The organism is Mucilaginibacter agri (assembly GCF_009928685.1).
GTDB classification, from domain to species: domain Bacteria; phylum Bacteroidota; class Bacteroidia; order Sphingobacteriales; family Sphingobacteriaceae; genus Mucilaginibacter; species Mucilaginibacter agri.
Genome location: NZ_WWEO01000044.1, coordinates 1 through 13881, shown reverse-complemented (window position 1 = coordinate 13881; position 13881 = coordinate 1). Strand labels below are relative to the sequence as shown.

Annotated in this window: 13 protein-coding genes and 1 tRNA gene; 6 read left to right on the top strand and 8 right to left on the bottom strand. The window is 39.0% G+C overall.

Annotation, left to right across the window (positions count from 1 at the left end; genetic code table 11):
- The 3 genes from GSY63_RS16550 to GSY63_RS16540 all read right to left on the bottom strand — a co-directional run bounded on the left by GSY63_RS16550 (position 1) and on the right by GSY63_RS16540 (position 3610).
- Positions 1-1524: a hypothetical protein gene (locus GSY63_RS16550; protein ID WP_166586950.1), complete on the bottom strand. Its 1524-nt coding sequence runs from the start codon at positions 1522-1524 to the stop codon at positions 1-3.
- A gap of 278 nt (positions 1525-1802) precedes the next feature.
- Complete coding sequence (locus GSY63_RS16545) at positions 1803-2555, bottom strand: LytR/AlgR family response regulator transcription factor (protein WP_166586949.1); 753 nt, start codon at positions 2553-2555, stop codon at positions 1803-1805.
- Complete coding sequence (locus GSY63_RS16540) at positions 2552-3610, bottom strand: sensor histidine kinase (protein WP_166586948.1); 1059 nt, start codon at positions 3608-3610, stop codon at positions 2552-2554. Before GSY63_RS16540 ends, GSY63_RS16545 begins: the two co-directional genes overlap by 4 nt.
- 372 nt (positions 3611-3982) lie before the next feature.
- Here GSY63_RS16540 and GSY63_RS16535 point away from each other — a divergent pair, with 372 nt between their 5' ends.
- Positions 3983-6553: a TonB-dependent receptor domain-containing protein gene (locus tag GSY63_RS16535; protein ID WP_166586947.1), complete on the top strand. Its 2571-nt coding sequence runs from the start codon at positions 3983-3985 to the stop codon at positions 6551-6553.
- A 29-nt stretch (positions 6554-6582) separates the two neighbouring features.
- On the opposite strand, the gene GSY63_RS16530 is transcribed toward GSY63_RS16535, so the two are convergent.
- The gene (locus GSY63_RS16530) at positions 6583-7218 is read right to left on the bottom strand and encodes an HAD family hydrolase (RefSeq protein ID WP_166586946.1); all 636 of its coding nucleotides are present in this window, start codon (positions 7216-7218) and stop codon (positions 6583-6585) included.
- Positions 7219-7283: 65 nt separating this feature from the next.
- Between GSY63_RS16530 and GSY63_RS16525 the strand changes: the two genes are divergently transcribed.
- Positions 7284-7357, top strand: a tRNA-Ile gene (locus GSY63_RS16525).
- A gap of 294 nt (positions 7358-7651) precedes the next feature.
- On the top strand, positions 7652-8890 hold the full coding sequence (locus GSY63_RS16520) for a site-specific integrase (RefSeq protein ID WP_166586945.1): 1239 nt from the start codon (positions 7652-7654) through the stop codon (positions 8888-8890).
- Between the two features lie 29 nt (positions 8891-8919).
- Here GSY63_RS16520 and GSY63_RS16515 read toward each other — a convergent pair whose 3' ends face one another.
- The 4 genes from GSY63_RS16515 to GSY63_RS16500 all read right to left on the bottom strand — a co-directional run bounded on the left by GSY63_RS16515 (position 8920) and on the right by GSY63_RS16500 (position 11666).
- A complete protein-coding gene (locus GSY63_RS16515; RefSeq protein WP_166586944.1) occupies positions 8920-9315 on the bottom strand; it encodes a hypothetical protein in 396 nt (131 codons plus the stop codon).
- 98 nt (positions 9316-9413) lie between these two features.
- A complete protein-coding gene (locus GSY63_RS16510) occupies positions 9414-9842 on the bottom strand; it encodes a hypothetical protein (protein ID WP_166586943.1) in 429 nt (142 codons plus the stop codon).
- On the bottom strand, positions 9826-10965 hold the full coding sequence (locus GSY63_RS16505) for a nucleotidyltransferase domain-containing protein (RefSeq protein WP_166586942.1): 1140 nt from the start codon (positions 10963-10965) through the stop codon (positions 9826-9828). Before GSY63_RS16505 ends, GSY63_RS16510 begins: the two co-directional genes overlap by 17 nt.
- Positions 10962-11666, bottom strand: coding sequence for an SMODS-associated NUDIX domain-containing protein (locus tag GSY63_RS16500; protein WP_166586941.1), 705 nt, complete (start codon positions 11664-11666; stop codon positions 10962-10964). The genes GSY63_RS16505 and GSY63_RS16500 overlap by 4 nt, the downstream gene beginning before the upstream one ends.
- A 240-nt stretch (positions 11667-11906) precedes the next feature.
- Here GSY63_RS16500 and GSY63_RS16495 point away from each other — a divergent pair, with 240 nt between their 5' ends.
- From GSY63_RS16495 to GSY63_RS16485, 3 genes are read left to right on the top strand one after another with little or no spacing between them, the layout of a single operon-like run.
- On the top strand, positions 11907-12488 hold the full coding sequence (locus tag GSY63_RS16495) for a hypothetical protein (RefSeq protein ID WP_166586940.1): 582 nt from the start codon (positions 11907-11909) through the stop codon (positions 12486-12488).
- Positions 12489-12495: 7 nt separating this feature from the next.
- A complete protein-coding gene (locus tag GSY63_RS16490) occupies positions 12496-12897 on the top strand; it encodes a hypothetical protein (protein ID WP_166586939.1) in 402 nt (133 codons plus the stop codon).
- Entirely contained in the window at positions 12897-13664 is a 768-nt protein-coding gene (locus tag GSY63_RS16485; protein WP_166586938.1) for an ImmA/IrrE family metallo-endopeptidase, read from the top strand. The genes GSY63_RS16490 and GSY63_RS16485 overlap by 1 nt, the downstream gene beginning before the upstream one ends.
- The last annotated feature ends 217 nt before the right edge of the window (positions 13665-13881 follow it).

The window sequence follows — 13881 nt, the reverse complement described above, 5'->3', positions numbered from 1 at the left end:
TCAACCTACTGCCTCCTCTTCAGTATTTGCGGTGTTTACGTTTACGTTAACCGGTTGTTGCGGTGTTGAAGAAGTACCACCACTACCACTATTACTACTTGCAGTATTGGTTGTCGAATCTTCTTTTTTACCGGCAGCACGCAGGTTAACTAACTTACTAAGCGAGTCGAACCAAAAAGGGGCGCCCAGCGAAATGGCCAAAGCAGTTAATAAAAGACCCAGAAACTTGCGGCCATGTAAAAACGATTGTCTAAGTACGTAAGGCAATTTGTAGGTGAATGGATTGTCTTCATAAAGCTTATCTAAAATGGCCTGATTTGTCTTAGCACTGGGAGGTAAGGCAGGCGTTGTAACACGCCCACCCGCTTTTTTAATACTATCTGCAATTCTTTCCTTCTCTGCAGCATAATATTTTTGTAGCGTTTTTACGCTATCAGCCCGTTTTCCATAATCGCCCCAGCCTATTGCCAATATATCGTTGGCTTTTACTATGCTGGTATCAATAGTTTTACGCGCGTCTTTGATGGCCTGACGATAAGCCGCACGGGAGGTATCAGGACCCGGATGTGCTCGTCTTGATACCCTCGGGTCATTTTTGTAAGTATCCGCCTCTTTTACAGCTAATTGAACAAGCTGATCACGGGCATCTTTGTCTGTTGAAAGTTTGCCCGAAATTAGAAGGATATCGACGTTAAAAGTGGCCGCTATTACGATGCCGATGAGAAAGAGAATGAACTGCACCTGGCGTTTATACCAACCGCTAACGCGGTTCATACTATCGTCATACCAGGTTTCCAGCTTTTTAATAAAATCGTCTATGTTATAAAGGCTGTTCTGGAGATGCATTTGCAATATTTGCCATGTATCTTGTTCTATCGTTATATTCAGATCGGGGAAGAAATCGGATTTAAGTTTTTCCACTTTTTGGATGTTGTCCTGTCGTTCTTGTTTGTTGCGAGCTGCGGGTATTTTGCTCAACTTTGTATAGTAACTGCCATAATAGTTTAACAGTTCCTTTATCTTCACCGTATCTGTGCTGCTCTGCAACTGCTGGTTTAGCGCATCGATCTCAGCCTGGGTTTTTGTGGCCGATGGTAGTTTGCTGGCAATAATCACATCTAGCTTTTGCTGGAAATCTTGCCTTAGTACATCAATTAAAATCGTAGAAAAGTTAGTAGTAGGTAAATAGGAGGGTATAGGAAATATACGGCTTGAACCATAATTTTTTATCATGGGGTGATCATAAAAATAATGCCCCAGTTTTTTATCCTTTACCTCAGGTTTTGTGATTATGATATGGTATATATATTTAAACACGCACACTATCCCCCTGTAATAGCTTTCCCATCGCGTTATATTAGGGGTGTTACAAAGCATGCCGTTAATAATTCCATCTCTAAGGGTCCGTGCGCGCAAGGCGAGAGCAGTTGCTATGGCTTCCTGGATGGAGGTGGCAAGTAAGCTGTATAGTAGAAAAATAAATACAACGCCGATAGCTACATCTAAAACTACATTATTGAACATTGCGGTAAGTTTTAAGTGCCCACTACTCATATACTTAAGGCAGTGGCGGGTTATTTGAGAATAATGAATTGGCTTATCTTGGTGATTATATAAATATAAAAAACATTAATTAATACTTAATGTATAATTATTAAGAATTAATTATTTTTTTAGATGATAATTGTTGCTAAGATTGAGAAGTTACCAGGAGCGGTAAAGCCTGAGATGAACTTTGGCGGAACAAAGAATGCTAAGGTAACGTCAGCAGGGAAGGGGTGGCGTAGCTGCCGAATAATAAACTAAAACCAATCTTTAAGGAACGTCGAAAATACTTCTTTATACTGTTCCGTAACGTGAATTGTAGTACTTGCAATCTGTACTGAATTTTTGGTGACCGATTTAACCGCCTCCCTTGCAATAATAAATGATCGGTGAATCCTTAAAAAAGCTTTTTCGGGTAATTTTTCCTCCAGGTTTTTGAGGCTGGTGAGTGTTAATAACGGTTTTTCCTGGGTGAAAAGGAAGATTTTTACATAATCTTTTAATCCCTCAATATAGAGTATCTCCGCTACATTAACTTTTACCAATTGGTAATCAACTTTAAGGTAGATATAATTCTTATCAGTTTTCTCGGCAGGCGTTATTGCAACTACATTATTAATGCTGTTTTGAAGCATAATGAAATAATCATAAGCCTTAGTTGCTGCTTTAGAAAAATCAACAAAACTAAATGGCTTTAATAGATAATCCAGTGCATCTACTTTGAAGCCCTCGAGTGCATAATGGTCATAGGCTGTAGTAAATATAATTCGAAGGGTTTTCTTTTTACCGGTTTGCTCAATAATTCTTGCTAGTTCAACCCCGCTAAGATCCACCATTCTGATGTCCAGGAATATCAATTGCAGGTCGGGTCTGTCATGGATAGCTTTTAATGCATCCATGGCATTAGTATAGCTGCCCTCCAGATTTAAAAAAGGTGTTTGTTCGATATATGATTCTACCAGCTTTAGGGCGTGCGGCTCATCATCAACAGCTATAGCTTTTATTTTCATTTGAGGTGGAAAGTTAATATTACTGTAAATTCTTTCGTTTTTACATTTCGGTCAACGGTTAAGCTGTATTGTCCTGGATATAATAGATCAAGACGTCTTTTGGTGTTGGCAATGCCAATACCATTACTTTCTTCCAAATCTGCTGTCTGTTCTTCAAATAATGAATTTTTGATTTCCACAGTAAGCTCCGTTGTACGCTGGCTTATGTCAATATATATATAGCTTGGATGCAATGCACTGATCCCATGTTTAAATGCATTCTCAATAAATGGAAGGAAAAGCATTGGCGCCACCTCATAATTTTTCAGGCTGGCTTGTTTTTCAAAAATGATCTGTACGTCATCGCTCAGCCTCAACTTCATGAGTTTGATGTAGTCCTCTGCAAATTTGATCTCTTTGTCCAGATCTGTCAGGTCGTTTTTAGTGTCGTAAATTACATACCGCATCATGTGCGAAAGCGTGTATACAGCGTCTTTAGATGCTCCGGGATCGCTATCCGCCAGCGCATAAATGGTATGTAAAATATTAAAAAAGAAATGCGGGTTGATTTGGGCTTTTAGAAATGAAAGCTCGGAGCTAATCTTCTCCTGTTCGGTGGCCTGTAAAACAGCCTGATCGGTTTTGATTTTTCTGGAAATTGCAATAATGGTACTCACACCGAGCAGTACGAGCGCAGAGATAATAGTCCAATAATTATAACTGTTTTTATCATGTAATGACTTTTTGCCCGTGTCTATAAAAATTCGGCTAAAGGCGGCTTTCCATCCAGTAACCACATCGAGCCAATTGTTTAAATAGACGACTGCAATTAAGATGGCTATTAAAATAAGAACGAACAAAATAACCTTGTTTTTATAGAGTAGCTGGGGTGTTAAGAACAGTAAATTAGAGTAAAACAACGCTGCCCATACCAGGTGAATTAGTATTTGTTTTAGCCAAAATTCGCCGGGTAGTTTTACTGGCCATGAAAGCGGAAGCAGAAACATCACAAGCAAACTGGTTATGATATAAAAGTGAACCGAAAAGAATATTTTCTTCAAGCCTGAAAAAGTCATATTTGGGTTTTACTATAAAAGTAATAGAAAAAATAGTGCGTTTTGTTTCTCAGGCAAAACGCACCTTACTGTATCAATACAGTAATCAACTAAAATCCCATCTCACCGGGATATCTGTAAATGACACAATTATTCTATAATTAAAAAGTGAAATAGACCATTTGATGTAAATAATAGACAGAATGGCAAGTTTGATCGATGGCATTAAACGGGACATTCGTGGCACTTGTAAATGATGGTTATCCGCTTCGGAAACGATCAATTATTAACTCGTAGATTTTAAGTTAGATTTCGTCTATTATAAATGGTCAACCGTCTATTCGGCATATTTGATTGAAAGCAATTGGTTTGATTTGTTTCAAATTCTGAAATATGGAAGCCGAAAATTACAAGTTGAAGTTGATTGCCACGTTTGGTTTGTGGCCAGTAAAAATTATAATCTGTTTTTTATTACTAACAGGTATAGCCCTAGGGCAAAATCAACCCCCGCGTGGAAATTCTGCTGCAGCCGGTCAGGGAAACGGCGTAATATCTGGTACAGTTATAGATTCGCTTACCAAAAAACCACTGGATTATTCAACGGTAAGTTTGTTTAAAGCTGGTGTTACCGCTCCGCTAAATGGAGGCCTTACTGATCAAAAGGGGAACTTCAAAATATCAAATATTCCAGCCGGTAGTTACAGGGTTCAAATTGCGTTTGTAGGTTACGCTACCAAAACGATTGATGGAATTGTAATAACGGCCGCAAAGCCTGACAGGAACCTAGGGCAAATTATTGTTTCGCCTAGTGCCAAAATGTTGGCAGCGGTTGAAGTAACCGGACAAAAGGCCTTAGTGGAAAACCATATCGATAAGCTGGTTTTTAATGCCGAGAAAGACGTTACCAGTTCGGGAGGTAATGTTTCCGATATCCTTCGGAAAGTTCCTATGGTAACAGTAGACATGGACGGCAATGTTGCGTTACGTGGTAACCAGAATGTACGAATTTTAATTAATGGAAAGCCGTCAGGTGCGTTGGTAACAAACGCCGCAGATGTGCTAAAATCTATGCCCTCGGATCAGATTAAAAATATTGAGGTTATTACAGCGCCGTCGGCTAAATATGATGCTGAAGGTTCTGCAGGTATTATTAATATTATTACGAAAAAGAAAGATGTCTCAGGGTTTAGCGGTTCCATTAACGCAGGGGTAGGAACCCGCCAAAACAACGAAAGTGGAAATATTAATTTCAATAAGAACAAGTTAAGCCTAACAGCCAGTTTTGGTTACAATGTTGGATGGCCGCAAACTACTTATCAATCATTCAATAGCCGAAATACAGACGTTGGAACGTCTTCATCCTCTACTGGTCAAAGTACGTCGAACAGGCATTTTAACAACGGATCGGCTTCGTTAGGATATGATTTTGATGATAATAATACTTTTAATTCAGCTTTCAGCCTACGAGGTGGGGCTTTCAAAAACGACGGAAGTTCTGTAAATAGTAATTATTCAGCCTCAGAGGGAAATATCGATTACACCGCATTAACAAGTAATGAGTTCAAGGTCTCAAATTTTGATTGGAATAATGACTTTACGCATAAGTTTAAAAAAGAAGGGGAAGAACTAAGTTTCGCATTTCAGTGGACGCATGGTACGTCAGATGTAAATTATCTATCGGAATATTCTGCCTTTACGCAGAATCAGCGTGCTGCTAACAATGGCACAAATAACGAATATACGTACCAGGTTGATTACGTTCTTCCTGTTAATAAAGTGTTTAAGGTGGAAACGGGTGCCAAAAGCATCTTGAGGCGCATATCAAGCGAGTATGATTTTTTTAATCCAGATGCCTCAGGTAACTATGTATTTAATCCGGCAACTTCCAATACTTATGATTACGATCAAGATGTATATTCGGGATATGGCTTACTAACTGCTACCCTTAAAAATGGCTATACCATACAGGCAGGAGCCAGGGTAGAAAACACAAAGATTAAGGGTAATTCTGGAAACACAAATGTTGGATTATCGCCATTTGACAACAACTACACTAACTTTATCCCTAGCTTTGTTATCTCGAAAGCATTAACGCCTACGCAATCGCTTAAGTTGAGCTACAGTAAACGGATTCAACGCCCCAGCTTGCAATATTTAAATCCTTTCTTAAATACAAGTAATCCCCTTAATCAAACGCAAGGTAATCCGGAACTATCGCCCGAAATAACCCAGACGGCTGAAATGACATATTCTACGTTTTTCAAAACAACGGTTATCAATGCATCTGTTTATTATCGGAAAACAACAGACATTATAGAAAGTTATGTAAGTACCGTACCCTTTACCACAGTAGATAATGATGGCAACGTGGTTACCAGAGACGTTTCTTTAACCAACTACCTTAACGTTGGCAATAACAATTCGGTTGGGGTAACATTCTTTGGATCAACGGATCTTTTTAAAATTTTAACGATAAGAGGTAACGTTAATGCTTTCACTTACAATCCGCAAGTTAACAGCTCGCTTCAGCAAGGCAGTCAATCAACTTATGTACAATACAACGCGTTTATAAGCGGCACGGTAAAGTTAAATAAGACGCTCTCGGCAGAGACATTTTTGATACAGAATTCGGCCCGTCGTACTTTCCAGGGCACTAACCCATCCTTTAATCTGTGGGTGATTGGCGTGAAACAAGACGTTTGGAAGAAACGGGGTACCATAGGATTAAACATTACCCAGCCATTGAATGATTATAAAGATTTTACCTCCAATATTAATAGTGGCCCGTTAATGCAAACAAGCAAGTTCTCTGTTCCGTTCAGATCGTTCGGCGTTAGTTTCGCCTACAACTTTGGTAAAATGAACTACGGACCTCAGATGCCTAAAAAGAAAAGAGGCGTTGATAATGATGACTTAAAGCAAGGCGACAATAATAACGGACAAGGCGGCCAAAATGGTAGGTAATGAATCTATCGTTATTGCTCGATTAATAATTAATCGAGCAAGCCGTTCCGCTCAAAATATTTTTGGATCGTATCGGGGGCAGTCATTAAAAAGGTCTGAATACCCAATTGCTGCGCCGACACCAGGTGTTGCGGGCTGTCGTCAATAAATAAGGTTTCTTCAGGCTTCAGATTGTTTTCTTCTAATACCTGTTTAAAAATTGCTGGTTCGGGTTTGCGTTTACCGGTTAGGTGCGAGTAATATGTTTTTTCGAAAAGGTGATCGTTGCCATCAAGACCAAAATCACGCTTAAGGTAATCCATGATAAAATTGTAATGAATATCATTGATATTACTCAACAAGAAGGTACGGTATTTATCTTTCAGTTTTAACAATAGGTCATGGTTGCCTTCGGCGATACCTATTAAAATACTGTTCCAGGCGTCGTCAATTTGCTGGTCAGCAAGGTCGGGGTTGCCAATTTTTTCGCGTACATGGTTTCTAAATTGGGCTGGAGTGATCTGTCCGCGATCAAAAGCGTCAAAAATCGGGTCCTGTTGCAGGTGCCCAAAAAACTCGTCTACATTGTTAATACCCAACGCCTTGAACGAGTTTTGCACCCGCTTAAAATCAATACTAAAAATAACGTTACCGTAGTCGAAGATGATATTTTTGATGTTTTGCATATTTGATTTGCCTAATTGACCGCAAATATGTAAAATTGCACCCGGAAAAACACAACAAAATTCCGGCGCCTATAGCTCAGTCGGTTAGAGTAGAAGACTCATAATCTTTTGGTCCCTGGTTCGAGCCCAGGTGGGCGCACAAAGTAGACAGTATCTACGTTTCAGAACCCCTTAAATCGCTGATTTAGGGGGTTTTTTCATTAATTATCCCCTTACTAACCCTTTGTAAAGCCAAAGTTCTCGTTACCTATCCGACTACCTGTTTTTTGTTTTTACCTTAGGTAACACAAACCGCTTCAATCCATTGAAGAACAGTTTGTTACAGCGTTAAAAGTTGTTTTTTTTGGACAAGTTTTGATGGTTTTGTGTTACCTGTTGTGTTACCTGAAAACGGGGTGATTATGAAACATTTAAAACTTAAAAATTAAATTTTATGCAAACATCACAGTCGTTCGGTATTCATTTTACCACCCGCCCGGACAAAGCAAAGGACGGAAAAGAACCCATTTACGCCTGCGTGACCGTAAACCGTCAACGCGCTTACATCGCTTTAAAACAAAATGTTGATCCCAAAAATTGGGATGGCGGCAAAGGTGCCGCCAAAGGCAATAAGGAAGAGGTTAAGTCCATTAACAACTACCTGGAGGAAGTAAGGCTTGCCATTGGCAATAGCTATAAGGAACTTCAAATCAAAAGGAAAATGTTATCGGCCAAAGCGGTTAAAGACCTATATCTTGGAGAGGAAGCTGAAGTATATTCCCTAACACGTCTTATAACCTACCATAACGAGACTTCTACGGAGGATCTGAAATGGAGTACCCTCAAACATTATTATGTCACCCAGCGCTACCTAATAAAGTTCCTTGAAACACAGTTTAATGCTACAGACATTTATCTACATCAATTGGATTATAAATTTGTGAAAGATTTTGAGGTTTTTCTGCGCAATCATAAACCGAAAGATCATCAGCAACCGCTCAATAACAACGGTGTGATGAAACATATCATCCGGCTAAAAAAAATGACTAACCTGGCTTTAAACTTACAGTGGATAACAAACGATCCCTTTGCAACCTATAAGTTAAAGATCCAAAAGGTAAACCGCGAACAGCTATCCGAAAAGGAATTGTCGGATATGGAGAAAAAGGCGCTATCTATTGCCCGATTAGATATGGTAAGGGATATGTTTGTCTTTTGCTGCTATACAGGATTATCCTACGTTGATATGATCAACCTAACACCTGCTCACATCATCGCCGGTAGCGATGGAGAACGTTGGATTAGAACGTGTCGGGAGAAAACTTTAATACCTGTTAATGTACCGCTACTTCCACCAGCATTAAAGATTTTAGATAAATATGCGGATAACATAAGGTCACTTTCAGACGGACGGGTATTTCCAACCGTATCTAATCAGAAAGTAAACAGTTATTTAAAGGAAATAGCTGATTTATGCGGCATAACGAAGAAAGTGACTTTCCATATCGCTCGGCATACTTTTGCAACAACTGTAACTTTATCTAATGGTGTACCTATAGAGACAGTTAGTAAGATATTAGGCCATACCAAGATTACAACTACACAGATTTATGCCAAGGTTGTTGAAAGGAAATTGAAAGAAGATATGTTAAACTTACGTGAACGGCTTAACTCTTCTAAACAACCGAGCTAAACTCATTAAGAAGGTGGGCTAAACTAATTTTAGCCCTTCTTCTTTTTAACTGGGGGTACGATTTTGGAATTTACTTGAACAAAATTAATTAAAGTTGCGGTATCGCCACCATTGTCATTCCAAACGCAATCGTCAGAACCCCAATAAAGGGCATGAATTTTTTCTCCATTATCCAGTGTCTTTGGCCCACTTTTCCCTTTGGCTGTACAAACTACCACTCTTTCACCGGCTTTTACTTCGAGACTTGGAAAAACAAAAATGTGCCGGAACTCATTAGATACTTTTCCATCTTCGTCAAAAGTACGGTCGACTAAAGCAAAGCCCTTTGTGTTAATATTGCCTGTTGCGGTTAGTATCACCAGTTCCTCTACCGGTTTACTACCATTTATTACTGATTGAATCTCAAACGTATGCTTCTGTGCCATTATTTTATTTTTCGGTATTACATAGCTCTGCAATAACAGAGCAAATTTTCTATTTATTTTCTTAGTTTCCGATTACATGATGCTATAAACAACCTCAGTTATATAACTCCAGGATGTTCACCACCTCCCAACCACTCGCCTACAATATGCCAAACCTCATAATGGTAAAGCCAAAGGGATGTCCAGGGTAAGATAGTTTCGCTAACCAAGTCGCTTGGTTTAAACTCCCCATATATTGGGCGATAAAGGCATAAGCGTTGTTCCGAATATAAATGCTCCGGCATATCACCTTTAAAGTTCGTTTCAATTTTAGGATTAAGCAATATAATATCTGGCATATCACCTAATTGGTATAGTACCTGTACCTTGTATACAAGACTTCTGGAAGTTGGCTGTAGGTCGCCGATTGCTTTTAACTTATTCCCGCTAATACCTACAGTAAACCCAGGCCACTTAAGCCGAATGGCCTGAGCTTGCTGTGAAAGCGGCTTCGCCGTTAACAGGCTATTATTAAAGTAATTTTTCACCAAAAAAAGTATTAGACTTTACTACTGCACTGGGCATACCACCAGCCTTTACGATATTACCGGAGTCGCGGCTTATACCAAGACCCTGCGTCTTACGGTAACTTTCCAGCAAGGTTGTCTGATCTCGCTGCGCATTTACAAACAGATCGTCCCCGAATAAACCCTTCAATATCCTGCTCTCGGTAAGCACACCATGCTGTTTTTTTAACTCCTGCCATTCACCATACAAATGGATAATGAAGGCTTTAAACGCTTCATAATATTTCGGTTCTGCATCCCATTTATCCGTAAAGTCCTCCTGCAGGTTTACCGGGTTTAGAATTTTAAGGCGGGATGGCAGTTGGTTTACATTTTGTCGTATTTGATTGACAATATTTTCAACTGTATCAAAAATGCTTTCCTCTCCATTGTAGTATAAACCGGCTATAGTAGTTAAAATAATGCTGGATGTTTTGTAAGTATCATCATTCTGAAAATAAATATCACGATAACGCTTGATTAGCTGCACTCCTCGCTGCAAAGGTTTTTTATACCTAAAATTGTCGGCAGGAATGTTTTCTGCCCTTAATGCCTTTTCCAGCAAGCTTACTTTTACAGAATTTGCTCTGTCAATAAACCATTTTGCATAACCGCGCGGATTACTACTTACCCATCTGCCTAATTCGTGATCGGGTACACAAAGCCGGTCGTCGTCCCAATCAAATTCCTGAATTCCGGGTAAGATATCCATGTGAAAATCCCCCGAGTAGTTCAGTCGTATACAGCGTTTTTTTAATTCCATCATGCCTTTATAGGTTTCATGTTCACTAAGCCTCCGTTTCAACTCCTGATAGATTCGTTGTGGTGTATGGGCAGTATGGTTCGTTTTTATATGCAGAGCTATATCTAAGTCAAACTCATCACTGCCGATCGGCTTAACGGTGGTCAGAATACGTACCGAGCCGTGCGGGTATAATTCGTAAGCGAAAGGCTTAAAGAATTTTTCATCTTTTTCGATCCAGGATTTTATAGCCTCGTAATGCTGTTTCATCCTGTCATAACGGCTGTCGCCGAGTTGTAATGATTCTGCCATTCTATCCAGAATATCGTCGATCTGTGCTCCTCTATTGTTTAAATAAATCATTTGGGTAAAATTTTAAAAGTGTGTGGTAAAATCGTACGACCATCATTGGTGGCACCTTTTCTGATCTCATCAGGGGTGGCAAAAACAATTTCTTCGTCGCTGTTAATTAAATTGGCAATGGCAGCTTTTTGAACGTCGGTTTCAGGCCGCAACTCATAAATTTCGGCGTAGCGAAATTCGTCTATAGGATAAACCGGTGATTTCAATACACCCTCCGTATGTTTGCAGATAAAAACATATTTCACATGTCTAAAAATATCATCCCGCAAAAGACCCGGTTCCACAAGTTCTTCGTAAAACTCTCGCCACGGATCTAATTCGCGATTTTTACGGCTTTCAAACCATTTTATGAAATCGGTGAGATTTTTGCGTTTTTTTATACGAATACGCAGGTCTTGATCGGTTTTTCCATCACGAGGTACATGGTCGCATGGCTCAACCCCCAGCTCATCAAATAATTCCCTGTTTTCTTCTTTAAAATACTTAAAAGCGCCGCCTATTGGTTGATAACCAATCCTATCTTTTTTATGACGCTTAATAAGGACATATTTACCATTTACCTCAATTCGGAACAAATATGCCACGGTTACACGCACCGGTTGATTAGCTTTAAACAATTTTGTTTTTAGCAAGCCCCAATGCTTTCTATTCTCCATCAGGAAAACAGTAAAATCAATGATTCCCCCTAATACAAAACCCAATGCAATCTTAAAAATTGTAGATTTAACGTCTGCCGATGTAATAAAGATGCAGGCAATAAACCCTGCTATGCCTATAATAAAACTGATCTTACCTTTTAAATTCATATATCCCTTTCTTTTTTTTAAATTCGCCTGTTTTTTTAAACCCGATTATAATTCCCCTCTATTGTCTATATAACCGGATGCTTGAAAAAATCCCCCACCATGGGGAATAAATAAACTAAACCGGTTATTATCATTATGATTATAGGTCAGTACTATTCAAGCAATCAGCAAAAGTTTTCTGAGGTAAAAGAAAGCGAATGGAAAGTCGTACTAAAAAAATGCGAAAAACATATCCGCATACGTTTAAAACAAAGAATGTCGAGCGGCGTACACACCGCAGCTAATCTTGGCACCAATCCGGTTGAACATTATTTGGAAGCGGCGTATACTAAACTTCTGGCAGGCGAATGGGAATGGAAAGAAGCTTATCCACTGTTAGAGCAGATGATACGCATCATTAATAAGATGATAAGTGTAGAAGTAGAAAAATATAAAACGGATAAAGCTCAGGCATTGAAAATAGAGTATACCGACATAACTGATGAGTTTTATGCTCCTGATGACGAAGAAATTAGTAAAGAGGATGAAGCAACGTTCCAGGCCCAATGCGAAGCATTGAAACAGGCAGCAGCAGGAGATGATGAACTGATAATGATCTATGAGGCAATCTGCGAAGGCATGAAACGTGCAGATATTGCAGAACTACTGGGCAAGACGCCAAAGCAGTTTGATAAATTGAAAGAGAAGTTAATAAACAGGGTTAAAAAATCACAATAATCACGATATGGCACCAAGTAACAAGCAGATTTTAAATAATCTTTACGGGTTAATGCTGGAAATTAATTACCATCAAGATGATCATGATGTATTAGCAGAATTAGAGGCTAAACCGGATGCGGTTGTAAACACCCACATGTTAAAGATTAAACAATTAACTGCCAAGTTGAAGGCAGAAGCAAACCGTCAGCGATATTTAGATGCCTTATCACAGCTTCAGCTTTTAAAACAAAAAGGTATAGAGGAATTTAAAAAACTGTTTAGTTTAAGCGACCAGACAAAGTTAGTGCCGATGTTTAATCGGTTCACAGAGCTTTCTAAAAAAGACGAGCAAGAGATTTTAGAAGATCAAGAAATGCTTCAGTTCATGGAAATACTAAAAGCCCGTGCAAACGAAACGGAGGAATAATGGTTAACCCCGGAACTAAAGCGCTTCAGCTACTTCACCAGATCGGTTGGTCAAGGCCGGGCGATCTAACCATGGAAGACATTGTTTTTTCATTAAATGGTATTTTAAAATTTCAACCCCTATCAGGTTCGGAAGGGCGTATTTTAATCAAAGGTGACAACGCCATTATTACTGTAAATTCTTCTATTAGTTATGAACCAAGGAAAAACTGGGTGATTGCCCATGAAATCGGGCATTTCTGCCTCCATAAAGATGTTGTTCCGTTATTTTCAGACACCGACAAAACTCTATCCGATTGGTTTCAAAAAGGGCCACAAGAGCAACAGGCTAACGACTTTGCTTCGGAGTTGTTAATGCCATCCCCATTATTCAAACAGAAAGTTGCTGGTAAAAAACTTGATATTTCCCTTATACACGATATAGCGAACTATTTTAATGTGTCATTAACCGCCACCTTCTTAAAATATCGGTTTTTAGGCGATTTTCCCGTGATGATCATTTTTATTGAAAACGGATTGATCAAATGGAAGCAATATACTCAAGGCTTCCCTTTTGAATATATCGAGTATGACAGCAAAGTGCCGGTCTATACTGTAGCCGGCGATTTGTTTTATAATAAAACAAAAGAAGAGGCTCCTGAAAAGGTAGATGCCATTGAGTGGTTTCCGGATGACTTCAGTATAAAAACAAGAAAAACATGGCAGCTTTGGGAACAATGTTACAGGGTCTCCGATACAGGAATTGTTTCCTGTTTATGGACATTTTAAGCACTATCAACTTCACATCTGTGAAGTTGATTTATTATTGGCTATTTTATTATTAGGTCTTCTTAATAGCCTTTCTTATTTCATTCTTATTAATTCATTATAATGCGAATCAAGGGTTAAAAGACAAGATAAATAAAAGCGGCAGCAATTTTACCAAAAACATGAATAAGCAAACCCTTTGTTGATCTGACCTTACTGGCTCTCTGTATATCCGTTT

Bases quoted from the DNA above. Each gene is read 5' to 3' on its own strand.
- GSY63_RS16550 (WP_166586950.1), bottom strand. From the start codon at position 1,524: ATGTTCAATAATGTAGTTTTAGATGTAGCTATCGGCGTTGTATTTATT.
- GSY63_RS16545 (WP_166586949.1), bottom strand. From the start codon at position 2,555: ATGAAAATAAAAGCTATAGCTGTTGATGATGAGCCGCACGCCCTAAAG.
- GSY63_RS16540 (WP_166586948.1), bottom strand. From the start codon at position 3,610: ATGACTTTTTCAGGCTTGAAGAAAATATTCTTTTCGGTTCACTTTTAT.
- GSY63_RS16535 (WP_166586947.1), top strand. From the start codon at position 3,983: ATGGAAGCCGAAAATTACAAGTTGAAGTTGATTGCCACGTTTGGTTTG.
- GSY63_RS16530 (WP_166586946.1), bottom strand. From the start codon at position 7,218: ATGCAAAACATCAAAAATATCATCTTCGACTACGGTAACGTTATTTTT.
- GSY63_RS16520 (WP_166586945.1), top strand. From the start codon at position 7,652: ATGCAAACATCACAGTCGTTCGGTATTCATTTTACCACCCGCCCGGAC.
- GSY63_RS16515 (WP_166586944.1), bottom strand. From the start codon at position 9,315: ATGGCACAGAAGCATACGTTTGAGATTCAATCAGTAATAAATGGTAGT.
- GSY63_RS16505 (WP_166586942.1), bottom strand. From the start codon at position 10,965: ATGATTTATTTAAACAATAGAGGAGCACAGATCGACGATATTCTGGAT.
- GSY63_RS16495 (WP_166586940.1), top strand. From the start codon at position 11,907: ATGATTATAGGTCAGTACTATTCAAGCAATCAGCAAAAGTTTTCTGAG.
- GSY63_RS16490 (WP_166586939.1), top strand. From the start codon at position 12,496: ATGGCACCAAGTAACAAGCAGATTTTAAATAATCTTTACGGGTTAATG.
- GSY63_RS16485 (WP_166586938.1), top strand. From the start codon at position 12,897: ATGGTTAACCCCGGAACTAAAGCGCTTCAGCTACTTCACCAGATCGGT.